Origin of the sequence: Serratia sp. ASV30, assembly GCF_016428815.1 — a bacterium.
GTDB lineage: Bacteria > Pseudomonadota > Gammaproteobacteria > Enterobacterales > Enterobacteriaceae > Chania > Chania fonticola_C.
On record NZ_JAELTL010000005.1, the window covers coordinates 14,202 to 36,256 of the forward strand.

Sequence of the window (22,055 nt, forward strand, 5' to 3'; positions counted from 1 at the left end):
AAACGGCAGCATTATTCCTCCGGATGATAGCCATTGAAGTAAAGATTCGGCAGCACCGCCGCCACTGAAGAGAGCAAAATGCCGCTATGCAGCAACGGTTGCAGGCTCGCTGGCATCTGGGTAAAGAAATCAGCCGCTACAATCGGGATCATGCCAAGCCCCAGGCTGATGGCGACAATATAGGCGTTATAGCGATTGGTATTGAAGTTGACCCTGGTCAGGATCTTGATGCCGGTAGACAGCACCATGCCAAACATCACGATACCCGCGCCCCCCAAGACAAACTGCGGGATCGAGGCTACCAGAATAGACATTTTGGGGATCAGGCCGAACAGCACCAGGATCAAACCTGCCATCACGCACACCCAGCGGCTGGACACCTGAGTAACGCTGACCAAGCCAATATTCTGGGAGAACGAGGTATGCGGGAACGTATTGAAAATACCGCCGATAATGGTTCCCAGGCCATCAACCCGCAACCCACGGACCACATCTTGCTTGGTGGTTGGGCGACCGACAATTTCCCCCAGCGCCATAAACATGCCCATCGATTCAATAAATACGATCAGCATGACGATCGTCAGGGTGATAATCGAAGCCGGATCAAAGGTCGGCCAACCGAAGGCAAAGGGGCGCACGATGGCAAACCAGGCGGCATCATCCAGGCCAGAAAAGCTGACCTCTCCCATCAGCAGTGCCACCACAAAACCGAAGCCAATCCCCAACAGCACGGAAATATTGGAGATAAAGCCTTTGCTAAACCGGGTGATTAGCAAAATAAAAATCAGCACCAGCAGCGAGACGCCAATATAGGCCGGATTACCGTAGTTGGCATTACCCCTGCCCCCGGCGGCCCAATCTATCCCGACCCGCACAATGCTAAGGCCGATAGAGGTGATCACAATCCCCGTCACCAAGGTTGGGAACAGCGGCATCAAACGGCCTACCAACGGCACCAGCAACGTGGTGATAACTCCAGCCGCAATAGTGGCACCAAAGATACCGGTCAGGCCGATTTCGGGGTTGGCTCCGATAGCCAACATCGGCGTGACGGCTGCGAAGGTGACAGACATGATGACGGGCAACCGAATACCCGCAAAGCGGCCAATCCCGATGCATTGCAATAGTGTCACCACGCCACAGCAAAACAGATCGGAGCTGATCAGATAGGCAATCTGCAGCTTATCCAGCCCCAGGCTGCCACCGATCATCAATGGCACGGCAACCGCCCCCGCATACATCACCAGGACATGCTGAAACCCCAGGGTAAAAAGATGGGCAATGGGCAATATCTCTTCAACTTTATCAATTGGTTTTTTAGTCGTCTGCGCCTTTTCGCCGGGCAAAATAGTATTCAAATTGGTCATGGAACCTCACTCCTGTACGGCCTTGATCAGATTGTCACTCCTGATGGCTACGATTCGAGGGCACAGCCTGATAACCCCCCTGATAATGGATGTACGGCACGAGGTCGGGGCATGCATATTGTGTGCAGAGTGGGCCGTTCGCGGTTGGTATTGTGCAGGGGATAGTTTTAAATGCGAAAACCATCACAGATGAGGCTTAATTTATTTCGATTTAATTAACATTAAATTAGATAAAAAATAACATTCACCGCCGGCGAAAATGGCGCGATTGATAAAATTACCAATATGATTCGTCTCAATTTGAGATCCCACTACCATCCCCAGCCGATAAACCGACAGCAGCAACATGTTGTAATTTTGGTTGGCAAAATCTGCCACCGGTAACTAATCCCTTGATTGCCCGTCATTCCTGGGTTTCCACAGCCAACCAGAGGCACGCTATCAAAAGTAACAAGCCGATAACCGCATAGTTACGGTTAATAATTAGCCTGTTTTTGGTTTGTTTTTGAGCAACAACTGTGTATATTACCATCACTCACAGGGAATGAGTCAGGCGATCCGGCCACTCCATTACAGGGATAGACGTTCAGTTGCTCTTTCAGAAATCTTTTATGCTTAAATTTTTTGCCGTATTTCTCACTTGCTCAGCTTTTTGCATGAGCTTTTCCGCTTCAGCCAGTTCCGGCCACAATAATACTCAGGAGCTAAAAAAAATCCTGTCGCATTATGACCGATGGGAAGGAGTTCGATACAAATTCGGGGGTAACTCGCGCAAAGGCATCGACTGTTCAGCCTATATGCAGCGCGTGTTTCAAGATGAGTTTGCCGTCAGTTTGCCACGCAGCACCGGTGAACAAATGAAGCTGGGCTCGCGAGTAGCTAAAAGTGAATTAAACACTGGCGATTTGGTGTTTTTCAAAACCTCATCCCGTCAGCGCCACGTCGGCGTTTATATCGGAGAGGGTGAGTTTGTTCACGCCTCTACCAGTATGGGCGTCACCGTTTCCAGCCTGGATAGCCAATATTGGGGCGAGCGTTACGAACTGGCCCGGCGTATCAATGGCAGCGATGCATAAACCTGCCCACCTGGCCAAACCGCCGGTCACCACACCGGCGGCCAAGGCGAGGATCACAGCTTCTTGCGGTTACGGCGCATATCGATAGCCACGGCGGCCACGATGATCATGCCTTTGATAATGTCCTGAATGTAGGAATCTACGCCAATAAAGGTAAAGCCACTTTTGATCAGGCCGAGGATCACCGCGCCGATCAGTGTGCCGGTAATGCGCCCCACTCCGCCCATCAGGCTGCTGCCACCGATGACCGCTGCAGCAATGGCGTCCAACTCATAAGACACCCCCATGCTCGACTGCCCGCTACTGACTCGTGCCGCCAGTACCACGCCCGCTAATCCTGCCAACCCACCCGCAATGGTGTAGACCGTCACCAGGTATTTATTGACGTTGATCCCTGAGACCCTGGCCGAGGTCATGTTGCCGCCGATGGCATACACGTATTTGCCATAACGGGTGTGTTTCAGGGCGATATGGAAAATCACCGCCACCACCAGGAAGATAATCACCGGCATGGCACCTTGGCCAATCGAGGTGAAGCCATCCGACAGGAAACTGACCGGGTTACCTTTGGTGTAATACTGTGCCAAACCACGGGCAGAAACCATCATCCCCAAGGTGGCGATAAACGGTGGAATACCGGTGCGGGTGATCAAGAACCCGTTGATAAACCCGCAAATAATACCCACCCCAATCCCAGCCCCGATGGGGATCGCAGCAGGCAAATCCAGCAGGCCCGGATACATGGGCGAAATGCTTTCGGAGGTTTGCGCCAGGCTGGCCGCCACCACCGCCGTCAGGGCAATCAACGAGCCAGAAGAGAGATCGATACCGGTGGTAATGATGACCTGGGTGACGCCAACGGCGATGATGCCGATGATTGCCACCTGCAAGACGATCAGCAGCAGGCGGTTCGGGTTAAGCAGGAACGACTGATCGCGCACGTACCAGCCCAGCATTTCAAAAATCAGCGCAATGCCAATCATGACAATAAAGATGCCGGTATCTTTCGGCAGCTTGCCGCTGAAACCGGCAAACAGCGAGGCTTTGACCGGCTGAGTTTCCACTTTGACGTTATTCATTGTGTTTTACCTTTGCGTTATTCCGAGGCCAACGCCATGATTTTTTCCTGGTCTGCTTCATCTTTATCCAGGATCCCCGTAATGCGTCCGGCGTGCATCACCATGACGCGATCGCTCATGCCGAGTATTTCCGGCAGTTCAGACGAAACCAAAATAATGGCGACGCCACGGTGCGCCAATTCGCTGATCAGGCGATAAATTTCCGCCTTGGCACCCACGTCGATACCGCGCGTGGGTTCATCCAGGATCAGGATCTTCGGCTGCGCCAATAGCCAGCGGGCAATCAAGACCTTCTGCTGATTGCCGCCGCTGAGGTTATTGATAATCTGATCCATCGTCGGGGTTTTAATATTGAGCTTGCTAATTTGCTCCATGCAGTCTTTCGCCATTTGCGTCTGGCTGACAAACCCGTTTTTGCTGGTATAGGCGGAAAGGTTGACGATGCTCATGTTCTCCACCACCGACAGCACCAGAAACAGCCCAGACTTTTTACGGTCTTCGGTCAGGAATGCCAGCCCCTGCTCGATGGCTTTGGAGGGGGAGTCTATTTTTACCGGCAAGCCTTCGATATAAATCTCGCCCCCCTCGGCCGGGTGCATACCAAACAGGCTCTCCATCACTTCGCTGCGCCCTGCGCCCACCAACCCGGCAACTCCGAGGATTTCTCCGCGCTTAACCGCAAAGGAGATATCGTGAAACCAGCCGCTGCGCCGCAACCCAGCCACACGCAACACCTCTTCACCGATGTTGTTATTGAACTTGGGGAACATCTGGGTCAGCTCGCGGCCCACCATCATGGTGATCAGCGACTGTTTGGTCAGGTTCTCGGTTTTATCACTGGCGATCGAGGCGCCATCGCGGAAAATGCTGACCTCGTCGGTGATGGCAAAGATTTCATCCATTTTGTGGCTGATATAGATAATGCCTTTGCCCTGCTGCTTCAGTTCACGAATGATCGCAAACAGATGTACCACTTCTCCTTCCGTTAATGCCGAAGTGGGCTCATCCATGATCAATACGTCGGCGTTATAAGATACCGCCTTGGCAATCTCAACCATCTGTTGGTTGGCGATGCTCAGCTTGCCTAGTTGAGTTTCCGGGTCTAATTTAATCTTGAGATGCGCCAACAGTTCGCGGGTTTTACGGTTCAATTCCTCGTGATTCACAAAACCCAGCTTGGCGGGTTCACGCCCCAGCCAGATATTTTCTGCCACCGTCATATGCGGCACCAGGTTCAGTTCCTGGTGGATCATGGAGATGCCCGAGTGCAAGGCCGCCAGCGTATCGTTAAACGTCACCGGCTGCCCTTTGACCTTGATAGTGCCTGCATCTGGACGATAAATACCGATTAAGCACTTCATCAGCGTTGATTTACCGGCACCGTTTTCCCCCATTAACGCATGCACACTGCCCGGTTTGATCTTGAGCGACACGTTATCCAACGCCTTAACGCCCGGGAACTGTTTGCTGATGCCTTCCGCCTCCAGCACATAAGGATACATACTGATAACCTCCGCCGTTATCCTGCCGATCGCTGTGAACGATGCCCCTCACCGTTAGGCAAGGGGCCGGTTGGTAATTACTTTTTATTCTTGTCGGCAAAGTCTTGGTAATTGGCTTTGGTGATCAGTTGGTAAGGGATCATGACGCTGCTTTCAACCTTCTCCCCCTTAACCAGCTGAATGGCGGTTTGTACTGCGCCTTCCCCCTGGCCTTTGGCATCCTGGAAGATACTGAGGCTCAAATCCCCCTTCTTGATAAACTCCAGGGCATCTGGCGTACCGTCGACACCCGCTACCAGCACACCGGTTTTCTTCGCCTGTTTCAGCGCCAGAATGGCACCGATCGCCATCTCATCGTTGTTGGAAGCGATAGCATCAATCTGCTGACCGGAGAGGATCCAGTCAGTCGTCACGTCAACCGCCTCTTTGCGGAAAAACTTGGCGGTTTGCTTATCGATGATATGAATATTCGGATATTGGGCCACCACTTCCTCAACGCCACGGGTCCGGTCACGGGTGGCTTCACTGGAAAGCTCACCGAGCAGGATCATCACGTTACCCTTGCCGTTCATCAGCTTGGCCAGTTCCTCCATCTGCAGCTTGCCCGCCAGTTTGGAATCTGAACCTACGTAGGCCATACCGGCTGGCAGCGTGGCTTCTGGCCGACGGTTGACGAACACCAGTGGAATATGGGCGTTCTCCGCCAGCTTGATCATTGGCTTGACGCCCTGGGTATCCACCGGGTTAAGGATGATGGCATCGACCCCTTGGCTGACGAAGTTCTCTATCTGCTGGATCTGCTGTGCGATATCGCCTTTGGCATCTTCAAACTGGCCGCTGACGTTACCTTCCTGCTTCATTTTATTCTGCATGGACTGGCGCAGGATGGTCAGGAAGTTGTCATCAAAGTAGGCCATCGACACGCCGATCTTGATATCTTTGGCTAACACCGAGGCTGGCAGCATGCACATCAGTAGCGAGGTGACGATCAATTTCTTCAGCTTCATGTTCTGTACCCTTTAATCGTTAGAGTGAAGAGGCCTGTTGATTTGACGGCCAATGAAAAATATTTTTTACATTCAAACAACAACCCGCTCGTTATTATCGCCTTAAAGCCCTGTTCCACGCGGTATTTCATCAGTTAATACTGGTTGCGAGATACTTGGAGGTAATTAAAAACAACATTTAAAACAATGCATTGAAATGAGTTCTTGATGTAATTGTTAAACACCTCATTCACTTGTCAAACGTTTGTTTCAAAATTAAGACTAATGAAATTTTTTAACCCAAACAAGCGAAACGTGCGTTTTGGAATGAGCAAGTAACAAAAACATGACAGGGATCTAACAAATGGCCGCAAAGTGACCGTCGGTCCGTCTGGTTTGGCAGCGTTTGCTCGAAGGGATTACGGCTGGGGTTAGCGGGGCGGGCGCAGCATGTGGCGCCCTACATGAGGAATTAGCGAACCGCTGGAAGCTTTTGCCGGAGCTAGTTTTGTTCTGAGACCAGCACGGCCAGCGTATCCGGCTCCAGGGCGCGGAAGATATGCGGCCGGTCGGCTGGGTAGCAAATATAATCCCCGGCATTCAGCTCGGCGGGCTCCTCCACCAGCCCGACCAAGGCGCGCCCCTGGGTGATGACGATGTGTTCCACCGAGCCTAACGGATGTGGATGAGAAAGGCGGTCTGCTCCCGGCTGGGTCGTCAGCAGATAGATATCCCGCCGTGCGCCAGGCGGGCAGGTTGCCAACAGCACCGCCGTATAGTTAGCCACTTCCGACACCACCGCAGCCCCTTCCCCACGCCGGATCACCTGCGTTTTACTCTGCTGCGGCTCCATCAAACGCGCAAAGGGGATATCCAGCGCGACGCAGAGTGCCCACAGCGTTTCCAGGCTCGGATTGCCATTCCCCGCTTCGAGTTGTGACAGCGTGGATTTGGCAATTCCTGCCCGGCGGGCAATTTCTGCCAGTGAGAGGCCCGTGCGCTGGCGTTCGCGCACCAAGGCTTCAGCAATGATATTGATGGGTTGTTTCATAGGCCGCGTAACTCACCTTATAACGAACGATCGTTCGACTTGTAAATCGAGATTGAAGTGTTCATTATAATAGAACAACCGTTCGTTTTGAGAAAGGCAGTGAGAAAAATAGTATGGCTAAAAACTTTTTCCCCTCGCTCGATAAAGGGGTGATCAAAGGGATCGCGCTGGTCTGCCTGGCAGACGGCATCGTAGGGATCTCCTATGGTTCGCTGGCGACCGGCCTGGGTTTCGAGCTGTGGGTCCCGCTGATGCTGTCGTTACTGGTGTTGGCGGGTGCCTCTGAATTTCTGTTTATCGGCATCGTAGCCAGCGGTGGTAGCCCCTTTGCGGCAGCGGCAGCCGGGCTACTGGTGAATGCACGCCACCTGCCGTTCGGTATGGCAGTGAAAGAGGTGATCGAACGCAGCCGCTTTAAGTTATTGGGTTGCCATATCATGAACGATGAAAGCGTGGTGTTCGGCATTTCGCAACCAACGTTGACCAAAAACGGGCAGCCTACTGGCTCTGTGGGCTGGGGATCGCCGCCTGCTGGCCGTTGGGCGTGTTGATTGGCGGCACCATTGGCAGCTTTATTCCCGATATCAATGCCATCGGGCTGGACGCCGTGTTCCCCACCATTTTGCTGGCCTTGATTGTTGGTTCGTTGAAAAATCTGCGCACCAGTATTTCCGCTTGCTCCGGCACCCTGATTGCCCTGGCTAGCGTACCCTTGGTACCGATTGGCATGCCGGTGCTGTTTTCACTGTTGGGTTTATTGATCAGAAAGCGAGAAAAATAATGGATAACCAAACACTCATCATTGGCATTCTGATCCTGGCCAGCGGTACCTTTGCGTTTCGCTTTGCCGGTTTCCTGCTGGGCCGCAGCCTGAGCTTTTCTGACCGGGTTCAGGCCTTGCTCGCCGACTCCGCCACCACGTTGCTACTGGCCGTAGCGGTGATCGCGACGCTGTTCGAAGGGCAACACTTTGCCGGTTATGCTCGCTTGGGTGGCGTGGCCGTGGGAGCATTATTAGCCTGGAGGAAAACGCCGTTAATCGTGGTATTGCTGGCTGCAGCGGCAGTGACGGCGCTGTTGCGGGTAGCCGGTGTGGCATAACTCACCGCTGGCCGGGTATGATGGCGGCCGGCAGGTATGCTGCCTCACCGGAGATGGGATAGAAATGGAGAAGCTCGCCACGTTAGCCGTAGTTGGAATAGTGCTGCTTGCGCCTTGGACAGCGCTACAGGCCGTGACGCCAGTGGGCCCAGGTTTTACCCCCGAGCGGCCAGCTTCGCTGTTTGACTGCCAGACCCCGTTGGTCAAGCTGTTAGCCAGCAGCAATCAGGCGTTGATCCGGGCGGAGAAAGTGCCAGCGGACAAGCTGGAAATTAATATTGAACCACGAGCTAACGGCATACAGGCCATTGAGTTGTTCGATCGCCGCAGGCCAGCCTCACCTGATTCGCCAGGGGCCGGACATCTTGGTTGGGTCATGTACGATCCGCAAACCGGACTGCTACTGGATAACAGTGCCGACGAACAGCATCCGCTGCAACTCACCTTTAATCCACAGTACGGCAAACAATATCAGCAATGCCTACAGAAGGAGCAGCGCTGTGCGACCATTTTGGACCAGATGAAATTAGGCCCAATCATTGCCGATTCCCCTAAATATGTGGTGCGTGGTAAAGGCCGGGCTTATTTTCACGCCGCCCCCACCGAGCAGTGCGTCAATGAATCTCAATTTGTGATCCCGAATGACAAGGTGCAAGTGGTGGGTTATGCCGCGCTTGAGCCCGTCGAAGGTGAGAAAAATGGCTATCTGTTAGTCGGTTATGGCAATGCCTCCGGCTGGATAAACGTTGACCGCCTGGCCCCGCTCGACGAGATTTGCCAAGATGCCCAGGCCGGCGCCGAAGCTGCAATAAGCAAGGCGGCCTCACCTACGGCGAAGTATCTGGTGAAGAGCAAAAAACTCTATTTTTACGACTCGCCGGATAAGCTCTGCCAAGATGAAGGCGGGAAGTTTGTCGTCAATGGCGATAGCGTTACCGCCACGCACGGGCAGCCTTATAAGGACTTTTTGTTTGTAAGCTATATTCACCCCAAAACCGGCGATAAAACCACGGGCTGGGTGAGGGCTGATGGTTTGGCTGGGCAATAAATCCAGGCCCGAGTGGCTCCCTCGCCCTTTGAGAGAGGGGAAGCACTCTAAAACCCACCGAGCGGTGGGTTAAATAGCGTGATTGATCAATCAGGCCGCCAGCTCAAATAAGTAGAGCGTGTAATCAACCTTGCTCGCCACATTACCCGGCGTTGCGCGGCCGGTACTGCAGAAGTTTGCGGCGAAGGAGGCATAAACCTCACCATTCATCACCGGGAAAAACGCCGAACTCACCATCTGAGCATTACTGCCCGCCTGCACAATATTGTTTTGCTGGTCACGCAGCTGAATTTGTACGTTACCTGCCTCCGCCATATTAATCAGGCCGCCGGTGACAGCATCAACCGTGGCGCCCCCCTCAAAAAACACCAAGGCGTGAGTATATTGCTCCGGGATACCTGCAACGCGGATGTCGAAGCGGGTTGCCTGTGCCTGTGCACCTGAGTTTGCCAGCTGTACTTCGCTTACTGCCCCAAGCTGCACATAGCCATTTTGGGTTTCGCTGCCGTTAACGCTGACGGTGAGGCCAGCACTGCGTGGTCGCTGTACAATAATGCCACCCTCTTCAATCCCCATGGTTTGGGCAACGATTTGTCCAGCAAAATTGATGGTTCCATTGACGGTATTATTCATGGTAAATATCCTTATTCTAATAAGAGAGCACAGTGAAACTGATGTTCCACCCGATTTAATTCGCAGTGTTTGTTCTGCTTAACTAAATATTACCCACTTAATGATAAGGGTTCCTTTTGTTACCGTTGTGCTGTCAATGGCAGGACGGGGATAGTGTCAACCACCGCGAATAGTGCCACGCCATATAAAATCGGCATGATACATCCGCATTTCTCCTGGACTATCCAGCCCCTGCTCAGACTCCAGGTTTTCTTCCTTCTCTTCCTCTGCCATCAGCCATGCCACCGCATCCTGGGCAAACTGTTCCACTGGCTGGGTAAACGTGGTGAGGTTGTAGGAGGACCATGCCGCCTGCGGAATATCATCGAAGCCAGCAACACAAAGATCTTCTGGAATGCGTAGAGCAAAGCGATGGCGCGCCTCATCCATAAAGCCACAGGCCAGCAGATCGGTCACACAGAACACCGCATCAGGACGTTCCCGCCGGGTTAACAAGCGGTGCGCCAGGATCTGCCCACTCTCATAGGAGGTGGTGCCAAAACGTTCGACGGTGACCGCCAGCCCCGCCGCTTGCGCCGCCTGGATAAAACCACGTTCACGCGCCATCAGGCTTGGCGTGCCCGCCAAAGAGTTGGCAAACGCGATCCGCTGGCAACCCGCACGGGCAAACGCCATCACGATCCGCCCCGCCGCCTCTTCGTTATCCTGGTTGATACTGAGTGAACCCGGCAACGCGTCGTTACGGTTAATCAACACCAGCCGCTGGCCGTGCTTGTGGCACAGGCGAGCGATCGCACTGTCCGGCATGCCGGACAGGACAAAAGAGGCATCCGCACGGAAGTTAATGGCCTGCTGCAACGCCTGCGATACGCTGTCATCGGGACGATCGGTGTTGATCAACATGGTAATTTTCCCCGCTTCCTGCAAATGCTGGGTCAGTAATCTTACCAGGCTGGCCCGATAAGGCGTCGCCAGTTCTGACACGATCAGGCACACAATGCCGCTGCGATTACGCACCAACCCCCGCGCCAGATGATTAACGTGATAGCCCAGTTCTTCAGCGGCCCGCATCACCCTTGCACGGGTTACCGCCGACACGCTGGCACCGGGCGTATAGGTGCGAGAAACTGCCGAACGGGAGACCCCCGCCAGCTCCGCCACGTCTTTCGCACTGATCATCATTTTGTCTACCGCCATCTTTACACCCATCCATCGCGCGTTGGTGAAAATTTTGCCGCACTTTGCAAAGCTGTGCAAATTTTTATTGGCATGATTGTTCCATTTTTGTGACGAAGAGGTTGAATTATTTCGCAGCGCAATTGACAGTGCGATTTTTATCCTCTAGTTATTTGCACACACGTGCAAAGAAATGGCGACAACGTATCGCCACCCTACACCAACCAGGAGAACACCATGCATCGAGTCAATCTGATGGCGGCCATCGTCGCTGGCACCGCGCTCTCAGCCTTCTCTGTCCACGCTGCCGAGCAGTTGAATATGATCTGTTCCGCTGACGTCGTGGTCTGTGAGCAAATGACCAACTTGTTTGAGCAACAGCATCCGGATATCAAAGTCAGTATGGTGCGCCTCTCCGCCGGGGAAGCCTATGCCCGTATTCGCACCGAAGCTCGCAACCCGCGCACCGATATCTGGTGGGCAGGCACTGGCGATCCGCATATGCAAGCGGCCAACGAAGGGTTAACCCAGGCCTACCAGTCACCGCTACTGGATCAACAGCAAGATTGGGCGCGTAAGCAGGCAGAAAGCGCCAACTATCGCACCGTGGGCATCTACGCCGGAGCGCTGGGCTGGGGTTACAACACCCAGCTACTGGAGCAGAAAAAAATCAAAGCCCCGACCTGCTGGAGCGATCTGTTAGACACGGCTTACAAGGGCGAGATCCAGATGGCGAACCCGAACTCTTCCGGCACCGCTTACAACACACTCGCCACTCTGGTTCAACTGATGGGCGAGGAGAAAGCCTTCGACTACCTGAAAAAACTCAACGCCAATATCTCGCAGTACACCAAGTCGGGTTCAGCACCGGTTAAAGCGGCGGCGCGCGGTGAAACCACCATCGGCATCGTCTTTATGCATGATGCCGTCGCCATGCAGGTGGATGGCTTCCCGGTCAAGGCCGTTGCCCCCTGTGAAGGCACCGGATTTGAAATTGGCTCCATGTCGATTGTCAAAGGTGCTCGTAACCTCGCTAGCGCCAAGGTGTGGTACGACTGGGCGCTGAGTGCCGAGGCTCAGTCACACATGAAAGACGCCAAATCTTACCAACTGCCGTCAAACCGTAACGCAGCGATCTCCGAATACTCTCCGCGCTTCGAAAACATCAAGCTGATTGATTACGACTTTAAAACCTATGGCGATACGGCAAAACGTAAAGAGTTGCTCAGCCGCTGGGATAAAGAGATCGGTGCCAGTGCTCAATAATCATCACGTCATCCTCCTCCGCGCCGATGCGTTTGCTAAGGCGCTAACAGGAATCATGCATGTTTGAGGTCACAATGAATGCTCAAAACCGCCGATTGGATGGGGCTTTGGTGCTGGGAGCGCTGGCAGTGTTGCTGCTGCCCTGGTATAGCCAGGAAGCCGGATTCTTCGGCTTTGGCTGGCTGAATACGCTCTGGCAGGATCGGCAGAATGCCCCGGCCTTATGGCAGATACTGGCGTTTCAACGCCCCTGGCTGGCGATTGCCCTGTTACTGCTGTTAACGGGTGCGCTAGGTCGGCTGCTACAGGTGGGCCGGTTACGCTCCCAATTACTGATATATGCCAGTGCCGTGGGCATTTTGTTCCTGCTGTTTGAAGGCCATGCCATCGGCTACAACGGTTGGAACTGGCAATGGAGCGAACAGCTGTTTGGTGCGCTCGGTGACGGCCAACCCGCTTTTGGGGCTGGCGCGATCCTGCTTCTCACCACCTTTTTGCTGTTGTTCTCTTTTGGGCTTGCCGAACGTGGCGTGCTGAAGGGCGATGCCTTTGTCGTCAGCTCGATTGTACTGCTGGTGGCGCTGGTCAGCACCTTCGTGCTCTATCCCGTACTGAGCATGTTCGTCGCCTCGGTACAGGACGTGGATGGCTCGTTTAAGCCAGATGGCCTGCTCACCAATATGCGCGATCCGGCGATCTGGAGCCTCAGCTGTTTAAGCGGTGGCACTTGCGGCACCGCCTGGCGCACTCTGTGGCTGGCACTGATGACCGCCAGCGGTTCTACGCTGCTTGGCCTGGCCTTTGCGCTGGCCGCCACCCGCACGCCGCTGCCATTCAAGAAAGGGTTGCGCATGCTGTCCGTGCTGCCGATCATCACGCCGCCCTTCGTGATTGGCCTGGCGTTGATGCTGCTGTTTGGCCGTTCTGGTGTGGTGACCGAACTATTATTCACCCTGTTCGGCATTGAGCCTGGCCGCTGGCTGTATGGTTTGACCGGGATCTGGATCGCTCAGGTGCTCTCCTTCACGCCGATCGCTTTTCTGGTGTTGATTGGCGTGGTGGAAGGCGTTAGCCCTTCGCTGGAGGAAGCCTCGCAAACCATGCGCGCCAATCGCTGGCGTACCTTCCGCTATGTTTCATTGCCGTTGATGGCACCTGGGCTGGCGAATGCCTTTCTGATCGGTTTTATCGAAAGCATGGCGGATTTCGGTAACCCAATGGTGCTTGGCGGCAGCCACGGGGTACTGTCGACCGAGATCTTCTTCTCGGTGGTCGGGGCGCAGAACGATCCGAGCCGCGCGGCGGTGCTGGCGATCATCCTGCTGTGCTTTACGCTCAGCGCCTTTGTTTTGCAGCGTCTGTGGCTGGCAGGGAAGAGCTTTGCCACCGTCACCGGCAAAGGGGATGCAGGTACGCACTGCGGGCTACCGCGCGGGTTGCGCTATGGCGTGTATCTGCTGGTGATCCCTTGGGGCCTGTTCACGCTGGTCGTCTACGGCATGATCCTGATCGGCGGGTTTGTCCAGTCCTGGGGACTAGACAGCAGTCTGACGTTAGCTCATTACGCCCGTGCCTTCGGTTTTCACTGGAACGATGGCCAGATCGTCTGGACCGGCGTGGCTTGGAACTCGTTCTGGACCACCATGGAGATCTCGCTGATTGCCGCACCGCTCACGGCCATCGTCGGCATGCTGACCGCCTGGCTGATCGTGCGGCAAAAGTTTGTTGGCCGCCAGGCCTTCGAGTTTATGTTGATGCTCAGCTTTGCCATCCCCGGCACGGTGATCGGCGTCAGTTACATCATGGCCTATAACCTGCCACCGTTAGAGATCACCGGTACGGCTCTGATCCTCGTTGCCTGCTTTGTGTTCCGCAATATGCCGGTTGGCGTACGCGGTGGCATCGCCGCCATGAGTCAGTTGGATCGCAGTCTGGACGAGGCTTCGCTCACGCTACGCGCCAGCAGTTTCTGCACCCTGCGCAAGGTGATCCTGCCACTGTTGAAACCTGCTATCAGCGCGGCCCTGGTCTATGCCTTTGTGCGGGCGATCACTTCCATCAGCGCGGTGATCTTCCTCGTCAGTGCCCAGTACAACATGGCCACCTCCTACATCGTTGGGTTGGTTGAAAACGGAGAATACGGCGTGGCTATCGCCTACTCCTCAGTGCTGATCGTGGTGATGATGGCCGTGATCCTGACCTTCCAACTGCTGGTCGGCGAACGCCGCCTGCGCCGCGTATCCCGCATTGCCACACCGCCGGCGATCCCTCCGGCAACCTTACAACAGGAGAATGCCGTATGACTGCCATTCGTTCCGGTTCGGTGGTGTTTGAAAACGTCACCAAACAGTTTGCCGATTTTGTCGCCCTGCCCGGCCTTTCTCTTACCGTCGAGCCAGGGACGCTAGTGACGCTGCTCGGTCCTTCCGGCTGCGGAAAGACCACCACGCTGCGTCTGCTGGCTGGCTTGGAGCACCCAACTTCGGGGCGCATCCTAATTGGCGGCAAAGACGTAACACATCTGCCCGCCAACGAGCGTGACATCGCGATGGTTTTCCAATCCTACGCCCTGTTCCCGCATATGAACGCGTTGGACAACGTGATGTACGGCCTGCTCGCCAGCAAGCTATCGCGTAAAGAGGCGCAGGATCGGGCACGTGAGGTGCTGAAGTTGGTTGGCCTGGAAAGCATGGGCCAACGTCTGCCCTCCGAGCTGTCTGGTGGACAGCAGCAGCGCATCGCCGTGGCGCGTGCGCTGGTGTTAGAACCGCAGGTGTTGTTGCTCGACGAACCCCTCTCCAACCTTGACGAACGCCTGCGCCGCCGCGTGCGTACCGAGATCCGCGATTTGCAACAGCGCCTCGGCTTTACGGCGGTGTACGTCACGCACGATCAGGAAGAAGCGTTGGCGGTTTCCGATAAGATTATTGTCATGAAAGACGGGCATATTGCCCAACAAGGGGCACCGCAGGAACTCTATCACTCCCCCGCTTCGGTGTTTATCGCCGACTTTATGGGCGAGGCGAATATCCTGCCCTGCGCGATTGAACGGGTGGAGGGGAATGAGGCGCTGATCAGCCTGGGCAACCGTCAATATCGGATACCGGGAGCCAAAGCCCGCCCCGGTGCCGCCCAACTTTCGGTACGCCCGCAGTTTATTACCCTGCATGCGGACCAGGCTGGCGCGTTGAACGGAGAAGTGACCCACAGCATCTGGCTCGGCGACCACATCGAATATGAAGTGAAAACCGACCTCGGCGCACTGTTTATCGTCGACGTGCAGATGGAGCGCCAACTGACGCCGATGACCCGCGTGGCCATTGATTTTAAACCTCAGGGGCTGGCGCTGATTGCCCAGTGAGCCCAAACTTAAGGACTTGATATGAATGAGCAGATTTCCCAACGCCTGGCGTTGGCCGAGCAGGTCGCACGTGAGGCGGGAACCAGGGCGCTGGACTATTTCAACCGCCGCGAAAGCCTGGTGATTGAAACCAAGCGTGATGCGCAGGACGTGGTTTCCATCGCCGATCGCGAAGTTGAATTGTTGATCCGCGAGCGTATTGCACAGCAGTTCCCAGACGACGGTTTTCTCGGTGAAGAGTTTGGCCTGCAATCCGGCAGTTCGGGCTACACCTGGGTGGTTGATCCGATCGACGGCACCAGCCCCTTCGTCAACGGCATGCCGAACTGGTGCGTTTCCGTTGCCGTCATTCACCATGGCGATCCGGTGATTGGCGTGATTATGGCGCCTTGCCAGCAGGAGTGTTTTGTCGCGGCACGTGGCGCAGGCGCAACGCTTAATGGCAAGCCGCTACACGTCGATCCGGCGCGCACGCTGCAAAATCACATCACCGGCTTTGGTGCCAACAGCTATGTGGCCCCCGAACGCGTTGGTGAGATCGTCGCTGAGATCACGGCGGTTGGCGGCAATTTTTTCCGCAACGGTTCCGGGGCCATGATGTTGGCCTGGGTTGCCGCAGGCCGGCTGGTCGGTTACTACGAACCTTATATGCACGCCTGGGATTGTCTGGCGGGTTACTGCCTGGTGAACGAGGCTGGTGGCTGGACGCATCCATTTAATACTGGGGAAAACCACCTGCTGCACGGCGGGCCGGTGCTGGCCGTTGCCCCCGGAGCCAAGGATGAGCTGTTACGGATCGCACGGCTGTAACCCGTGTTCTCTCTGTTTGGGGCCGGACCATTGTCGACCCCGACGGATTAACAGGTTGAGCTTGTTTACTCAACCTGTTGTTCTTCAATATCATATTTTACCACCACATCGTTCAGATATAGCCGTTCGGACTGTAATAACACCGAGTCCTGCCCTTTGGTGGAGATATCACGCCAGATTTCATTCTGCCGGTAAATACGCTGTTGCCGACGGATAAATCGGTGGGATTTCTGGTAGACATGATACTTAACCGTGCGGGGAGCCGAGCACAGCAGCTCACCTTCCAACTGATGCTCTGCAACGTTGAACACCAGTTGAAAGCTATCCTGAGTCGGGTTATACAGCACCAGATCGATATAGTTGTAGAAAATGGCGGCTCCCGAGCCAAAAGGCAATATACGGCCTTCGTCCGGGAAAGGATCAAAACTGTGATTTGCCCGTTCGGCCACCACCAACGGTGAGTGGATCGCCATCCAGTGGATTAAATTGCTGAGCTGGCAAATGCCGCCGCCAATACCACTGCGCGCTTCGCCAAACGACAGCTCCATCCCTTCAACAAAACCACGCGCGCGAGTCGGTTTCCCCACCAGCTTACAAAATGAGAAATACTCACCCGGCTTGATAATAATTCCACTGGTTGCCGCAACCGCCAGCCGCAGATTAATCACTTTATTGTGCTGCAAGCCTATATCGCTATTGCCCAGCTTGCGGATCAGCTTCGAGGTGTGCTTGATAAAACGGTGATCCAGCCGCTGCCCCGGCGTTTTCTCAATGGCGTACCGGCGCGATGACCATTGCCACGCAAGATGGCGCAAAACTCGCTTTTGCCGAACTCGCAGCCAATAAAGCAGTGGATGATAGGATGATAAAGGCCTGCGCATAGCGTTAATCCATTAACCAGTAACTTAATGATAAATTAGGAGAAAAACCATTAACCACCACGTTATGGCATAGTGGTCAAAGAACAGCACCGTTCAGTATACCCGAGCACGGGGTAAATCACTCAGCCTGGTGGTATAAGCCGGTGACAACAGTTCACGCTTCATCGACCACACCTGCTGCGTACCCTGGCCAGCAAACCACAGCTTGGCCCGGCCCGAGTTATTGATATGATCCATCACCTGCATCAGCTTTTCGCTACCGGGCCTTGGTTGATAGTCGTCAAACAGTTCGAGCTGGGCGATACCCCGGCTGAAAAAATCCTGCAGCATCACGCCGCCCTTATCGAAACGATGACCGGGTTGCCAAATGGCATCCAGGCAATGCATCGCAGCAGCAATAATATCGCGGGTATCTTGCGTTGGCGTGTTCAATTTGACGCTGGCCGAATTACCGTAATAGGCCTCGTGAGTGGCGAACGGACTGGTTTTGATCCAGGCGCTGACGTGCCGACAATATTGCCGTTCCGCCCTGAGCTTTTCTGCCGCCCGCGTGGCGTATAAGCAGATCGCCTGATGCATATGTTCATACTCGGTGATGCGCTCACCAAAGCTACGGCTGCTGATAATCTGCTGCTTGGTTGGCGCGAATTCTTCCAGTTCCAGGCAAGGCTCGCCACACAGTTCCCGCACAGTACGTTCGACTACCACGCTGAAACGTTTACGTATCATGGTGGTGCTGGCATCAGCCAGTTGCAGCGCACTTTCTATCCCCATCGCGTTCAGCTTTTTTGCTATCCGCCGCCCAATGCCCCAGACCTCTTCTACTGGCACTTTATGCATTAGCTTACGCTGCCGCTCCAGGCTGGAAAGGTCGACCACGCCGTCGGTTTGTTTCACCCATCTTTTGGCAGCAAAATTTGCCAGCTTGGCCAGCGTTTTAGTTTGTGCGATCCCGACCCCGATCTTCAGCCTCGTATCGCTCCGCACTTTGTCCCGGATCTGCCGCCCAAACAGTTCCAGATTCCCGCAATTAGGTACCGAGGAGAGATCGAGAAAGCTTTCATCGATAGAATAGATCTCAACGCGGGGGACTAACTCTTCCAGTGCCGTCATCACCCGAGCTGACATATCGGCATACAGCTCATAGTTACTACTGAAAGCGACACCACCCGCACGTTCCAACTGCTGCTTGACCTTGAAATACGGCCCGGTCATCGTCATCCCCAATTTTTTGGCCTCTTGGTTACGGGCCACTACGCAGCCATCATTGTTTGATAACACCACCACCGGGCGGCCACGCAGATCGGGCCGCCATAGCATTTCACAGCTGGCATAAAAGCTGTTCACATCGGCCAGCGCGTACATTATTTCAGCCTCGTAATAGTCGACACCACGACGCCAACGATATCTAAATCTTCAGCTCCATCATGTAGCGGGATTGGCTGGTAGTTGGGGTTCATCGGTTCAAGCTGTACGACTGGCCGTAGACATAACCGCTTTACCGTGAACTCCCCACCAACGCTGGCGATCACGATATCGCCATGTTCGGCCCCAATGCTGCAATCGACCACCAGCATCGAGCCATCGGTAATACCCGCCTCCAGCATGCTTTCACCGGAGGCATAAAGAAAGTAAGTGGCGTTCGGGTGGCTAATGCAGTATTCGTTGAGATCGATCCTGGCATGGACGTAGTCCTGCGCCGGGCTTGGGAAGCCAGCAGGCACCCGATCGGAAAACAGTGGCAGGTACAATTTCTCTGGGGTTGGTGTTGGAACAAAGTGTTTCATAGGGGTATGTCTCTATACTGTGTTTTTATACAGTATAGTTGTGCTGAATGGCTGACGGAAGAGAGATTTTCAAGGTGAATGATATGGGTATGATCGGTAAGGAAAGAAAGTCAGGTTAGGCTGCGACCAGTGTAGGGGCGCTGCATGCTACGCACGTGCGGCAGAGAGTTAAAGAATTACGAACTCCAATTTCCCTTATAGAACCTAAAATTGGTTACTCAATATCTGACCCCGGCGTAAAGCAAACGCCTTGACAGATTTCTATAAGTTGATTAACTCAGTCTTAGGACATGTTTTAGTACTTAGCTAACCCGGTAGGCTTATGAAAATTATTGCAGGTACCCTTTTAATCATCCTGTTGGCTGGGTGTTCTACGGTCAGCGTTTCTGGCTCTGGCGGGAGTTCGGGGCGTTCAACGGCCACCATTGGCATCGGTTCTGGCGTCCGTCTTTGATAACGACATCCGCGCAGGTCTTCTGGCTGGCGCGAAGCCGTTAACTCAGGTTTTTTCGAAGAGATCGATAATCTCGTACTCTCCACCGATCACGGGTTTGCATAAGATTTTATAACCATCGCTATCAAAGCCCGGCGCCGCAATCATTAACTCCCCCGCTTCATCCAGGCTATCTACTGCACCCAGCCATAACCAGTGGTGAATAATATGGTACTGCGCCATATCAGCCCCCTGCTCTCGCAAGGCTATCGGGCCACGCCACGGCCAGCACACCACTCGGCTTTGCTCGAGCGCTGAGGCCAAGCGCTGCTGATGATCGGCCAGGCTTTCTTTACCGCAGCAAGCTCCGGCACAACGCTTCAATGCCGAACGGAAACAAGGGCGGCCTTTGCTTAATGGCTCAAGCCCCAGCAGCCCATAACACAACTGGTGCTGATCGGCGATAGACTGCAGCGCTTGTAGTGCCGCGCGCCGGTTGGCAAAAAGGCCAAACAGCCCAGCGTGCCGGGCAAAATCGACCTCTTTGGCATACACCACCGTGGGTTTGTCATCATTGAGTTGCAACGCGCAGAGCTGCCTGTTGCGGCGCAGGCGTTTATTGAACAGCGGTTGCTGCTGTTTAATCAGTTGCGCTTCCAGCAACAACGCCCCTATTTCACCCGCTGTTCTGATAAAGGTGATACGCCTGGCCTGGCGCAGCATGGCTGCTTCGTCTGGGGTACGCAAATGTGCAAGCACCCGGCTGCGAAGGTTCACGCTTTTACCGATGTAGAGCGGCATGGTTTCGCACTCGCCGTGGAACAGGTATACCCCAGGTAGAGCAGGCAAGCCTTCCAGCCATTGGCGTAGGTGTTCCGGGTACTGGTAGATAGCTTCCGCTTCAAACTCGAGCCTTGGTGCGGCAGAACGTCTGGTCAATGACAAACTCCATACTGATTTTTTATACAGTATAGCGGGGTTGGGTGAGGGTTTGAAGGAGTTTGTGGTCAAGCTATTCCTCTCACCCTATCCCTGTAGAAGCACTCATGATACCTACGATTTGTTCGGGGAGAGTTGGATGAGAGAGAGTCGTTTCGCGCAGATAATTTCTGCCCCTACTGATGGCCCCCCGACAAGAACATCACGAATCCTGTATGGCGCAGCATTTTTAATATTGAGGCTATACCATTGCTCTGGATAGAATGTTAGCGGAAATTTATCACAGCTCTCGATTTCCTGTTAGTCCCTCAGATGATAAAATGATCGGCAGAGAAAATCTCAAGAGTGTGGTTCATTAATGAAAGCAATTACCATTGAGCAGTTTGTAAAAAGAGACAATAACAACCTTGATTTAATTAGAGTATTGTGCGCTTACTTTGTCATTTATGCCCATGCTTTTGCGCTATCCCCAGCAGATGGAAGCAATGACATTCTATATAAGATAACATTGTTAGGATACGTTTCATTTGGAGGGGTTGCAGTAAAAACTTTTTTCCTAATCAGTGGACTGCTTGTTACAAATAGCCTGTTATCAAACGCTAAAATATTAAATTACATTGCATCACGTTTTTTTAGAGTTTATCCTGCTTACGCAACAACCATTATCATATCAGCACTGCTAATTGGACCGTGGTTAAGCAACCTTAGTCTTGGTGATTATTTTTCATCTAAAGAGGTGTGGATTTATATCACTAAAACATTAAGACTTGATGTCCAGTACAATCTTCCTGGAGTATTTAGCAACAACACACTAAGTGCAGTAAATGGTTCTCTTTGGACAATACCAATGGAGATAAAGGCTTACTTTTACTTATTATTGATATACTTAGTTAGTCTTTTATTTGGCCCCTACAAAAGAGTATTCATTGCGCTTATATCAATAGCTATACTCATTGAGCCGTTCACACCACTAAAAGGTCATTTGGTTGCAAAATCAGACGACCCAAGTATCTATTTACTTTATCCATTTTTCTCTGCCGGGTGTCTTTTGGCAATACTGAAGAATAAGATCACAACCAACGCATTTTTAGCTTTAGCGATAATAGCAATTCTCACTTTCTTTTTAATAGATGATAATGCATCCAAAACAGCATTGTTTTATGTTTTCTCATCCATGTCATTACTATACATATCTTCACTTACATTTGTCAGGATGATGAAAATTGAAAGTGACATTTCATACGGAATTTATTTATGGGCCTTCCCAATCCAGCAGACAATAGCCTCATTATTTATTGCATCTCCATATGTTAATATCTTACTATCAATAATAATATCAAGCGTCTTTGCATACCTTAGCTTTAAGCTTGTAGAGAATCCAGCTATGAAAATGAGCAAGCGAATACTAAGTATGAACTTTTCATTACAACGCACTCCCTCATAAGAAAAGCCCGGTTCCCGGGCTTTATCATCTTCTTTTTAGGTTTCTCCGGCCAGTCTATGTCTGAACGATGGCCTGTACATCATCAATGTGGTCCAGCACTGTATTCAACTTATAA

The 22,055-nt window shown here is 53.3% G+C and carries 20 protein-coding genes and 1 pseudogene; 10 read left to right on the top strand and 11 right to left on the bottom strand.

Annotated features, from left to right (window positions below; all coding sequences use genetic code 11):
- Nucleotides 1-11: 11 nt before the first annotated feature.
- The gene (locus JHD74_RS02975; protein WP_199061648.1) at nt 12-1,367 is read right to left on the bottom strand and encodes a nucleobase:cation symporter-2 family protein; all 1,356 of its coding nucleotides are present in this window, start codon (nt 1,365-1,367) and stop codon (nt 12-14) included.
- Between the two features lie 611 nt (nt 1,368-1,978).
- Here JHD74_RS02975 and JHD74_RS02980 point away from each other — a divergent pair.
- Nucleotides 1,979-2,443: an NlpC/P60 family protein gene (locus tag JHD74_RS02980; RefSeq protein WP_199061650.1), complete on the top strand. Its 465-nt coding sequence runs from the start codon at nt 1,979-1,981 to the stop codon at nt 2,441-2,443.
- Between the two features lie 53 nt (nt 2,444-2,496).
- Here JHD74_RS02980 and JHD74_RS02985 read toward each other — a convergent pair whose 3' ends face one another.
- From JHD74_RS02985 to JHD74_RS03000, 4 genes are all read right to left on the bottom strand, one after another.
- Nucleotides 2,497-3,522, bottom strand: coding sequence for an ABC transporter permease (locus tag JHD74_RS02985; protein WP_024485369.1), 1,026 nt, complete (start codon nt 3,520-3,522; stop codon nt 2,497-2,499).
- Between the two features lie 17 nt (nt 3,523-3,539).
- Nucleotides 3,540-5,024 carry a sugar ABC transporter ATP-binding protein gene (locus JHD74_RS02990; protein ID WP_199061652.1) on the bottom strand — a complete coding sequence of 495 codons (1,485 nt, stop codon included), beginning with the start codon at nt 5,022-5,024 and terminating at the stop codon, nt 3,540-3,542.
- A gap of 77 nt (nt 5,025-5,101) precedes the next feature.
- Nucleotides 5,102-6,031: a sugar ABC transporter substrate-binding protein gene (locus JHD74_RS02995; protein ID WP_021181075.1), complete on the bottom strand. Its 930-nt coding sequence runs from the start codon at nt 6,029-6,031 to the stop codon at nt 5,102-5,104.
- Nucleotides 6,032-6,512: 481 nt separating this feature from the next.
- A complete protein-coding gene (locus JHD74_RS03000; protein WP_021181074.1) occupies nt 6,513-7,061 on the bottom strand; it encodes a helix-turn-helix domain-containing protein in 549 nt (182 codons plus the stop codon).
- A gap of 113 nt (nt 7,062-7,174) precedes the next feature.
- Between JHD74_RS03000 and JHD74_RS03005 the strand changes: the two are divergent.
- The 3 genes and pseudogenes from JHD74_RS03005 (at nt 7,175) to JHD74_RS03015 (ending at nt 9,210) form a co-directional block, all read left to right on the top strand.
- Nucleotides 7,175-7,842, top strand: a pseudogene (locus JHD74_RS03005) (AzlC family ABC transporter permease).
- Nucleotides 7,842-8,162 carry an AzlD domain-containing protein gene (locus JHD74_RS03010; protein WP_024528813.1) on the top strand — a complete coding sequence of 107 codons (321 nt, stop codon included), beginning with the start codon at nt 7,842-7,844 and terminating at the stop codon, nt 8,160-8,162. The pseudogene JHD74_RS03005 and the gene JHD74_RS03010 overlap by 1 nt, the downstream one beginning before the upstream one ends.
- Before the next feature lie 64 nt (nt 8,163-8,226).
- Complete coding sequence (locus tag JHD74_RS03015) at nt 8,227-9,210, top strand: hypothetical protein (protein WP_074028627.1); 984 nt, start codon at nt 8,227-8,229, stop codon at nt 9,208-9,210.
- A gap of 90 nt (nt 9,211-9,300) precedes the next feature.
- Here the strand turns inward: JHD74_RS03015 and JHD74_RS03020 are convergent, their stop codons facing one another.
- Both JHD74_RS03020 and JHD74_RS03025 read right to left on the bottom strand, forming a co-directional pair.
- A complete protein-coding gene (locus JHD74_RS03020) occupies nt 9,301-9,843 on the bottom strand; it encodes a fimbrial protein (RefSeq protein WP_065685567.1) in 543 nt (180 codons plus the stop codon).
- 156 nt (nt 9,844-9,999) lie between these two features.
- Nucleotides 10,000-11,040, bottom strand: a complete 1,041-nt coding sequence (locus JHD74_RS03025; protein WP_024528810.1) for a LacI family DNA-binding transcriptional regulator — start codon at nt 11,038-11,040, stop codon at nt 10,000-10,002.
- Nucleotides 11,041-11,256: 216 nt separating this feature from the next.
- Between JHD74_RS03025 and JHD74_RS03030 the strand changes: the two genes are divergently transcribed.
- From JHD74_RS03030 to JHD74_RS03045, 4 genes are all read left to right on the top strand, one after another.
- Nucleotides 11,257-12,285, top strand: a complete 1,029-nt coding sequence (locus tag JHD74_RS03030) for an ABC transporter substrate-binding protein (protein WP_024528809.1) — start codon at nt 11,257-11,259, stop codon at nt 12,283-12,285.
- A 74-nt stretch (nt 12,286-12,359) separates the two neighbouring features.
- The gene (locus JHD74_RS03035; protein ID WP_074028771.1) at nt 12,360-14,588 is read left to right on the top strand and encodes an iron ABC transporter permease; all 2,229 of its coding nucleotides are present in this window, start codon (nt 12,360-12,362) and stop codon (nt 14,586-14,588) included.
- The gene (locus JHD74_RS03040; protein ID WP_021181066.1) at nt 14,585-15,646 is read left to right on the top strand and encodes an ABC transporter ATP-binding protein; all 1,062 of its coding nucleotides are present in this window, start codon (nt 14,585-14,587) and stop codon (nt 15,644-15,646) included. The genes JHD74_RS03035 and JHD74_RS03040 overlap by 4 nt, the downstream gene beginning before the upstream one ends.
- A gap of 21 nt (nt 15,647-15,667) precedes the next feature.
- Nucleotides 15,668-16,456, top strand: coding sequence for an inositol monophosphatase family protein (locus tag JHD74_RS03045; protein ID WP_074028626.1), 789 nt, complete (start codon nt 15,668-15,670; stop codon nt 16,454-16,456).
- Nucleotides 16,457-16,521: 65 nt separating this feature from the next.
- On the opposite strand, the gene JHD74_RS03050 is transcribed toward JHD74_RS03045, so the two are convergent.
- From JHD74_RS03050 to umuD, 3 genes are all read right to left on the bottom strand, one after another.
- Nucleotides 16,522-17,271: a VanW family protein gene (locus JHD74_RS03050; RefSeq protein WP_233169424.1), complete on the bottom strand. Its 750-nt coding sequence runs from the start codon at nt 17,269-17,271 to the stop codon at nt 16,522-16,524.
- A gap of 159 nt (nt 17,272-17,430) precedes the next feature.
- Entirely contained in the window at nt 17,431-18,702 is a 1,272-nt protein-coding gene (umuC, locus tag JHD74_RS03055; protein WP_199061664.1) for a translesion error-prone DNA polymerase V subunit UmuC, read from the bottom strand.
- Nucleotides 18,702-19,124, bottom strand: coding sequence for a translesion error-prone DNA polymerase V autoproteolytic subunit (gene umuD / locus JHD74_RS03060; protein ID WP_024528804.1), 423 nt, complete (start codon nt 19,122-19,124; stop codon nt 18,702-18,704). Before umuD ends, umuC begins: the two co-directional genes overlap by 1 nt.
- Before the next feature lie 322 nt (nt 19,125-19,446).
- Here umuD and JHD74_RS26860 point away from each other — a divergent pair, with 322 nt between their 5' ends.
- On the top strand, nt 19,447-19,578 hold the full coding sequence (locus JHD74_RS26860) for a hypothetical protein (RefSeq protein WP_255519147.1): 132 nt from the start codon (nt 19,447-19,449) through the stop codon (nt 19,576-19,578).
- A gap of 45 nt (nt 19,579-19,623) precedes the next feature.
- On the opposite strand, the gene cho is transcribed toward JHD74_RS26860, so the two are convergent.
- Nucleotides 19,624-20,496, bottom strand: coding sequence for an excinuclease Cho (gene cho / locus JHD74_RS03065; protein WP_074028623.1), 873 nt, complete (start codon nt 20,494-20,496; stop codon nt 19,624-19,626).
- Nucleotides 20,497-20,854: 358 nt separating this feature from the next.
- On the opposite strand from cho, the gene JHD74_RS03070 reads away from it, so the two are divergent.
- Nucleotides 20,855-21,940 carry an acyltransferase gene (locus tag JHD74_RS03070; protein ID WP_074028622.1) on the top strand — a complete coding sequence of 362 codons (1,086 nt, stop codon included), beginning with the start codon at nt 20,855-20,857 and terminating at the stop codon, nt 21,938-21,940.
- The last annotated feature ends 115 nt before the right edge of the window (nt 21,941-22,055 follow it).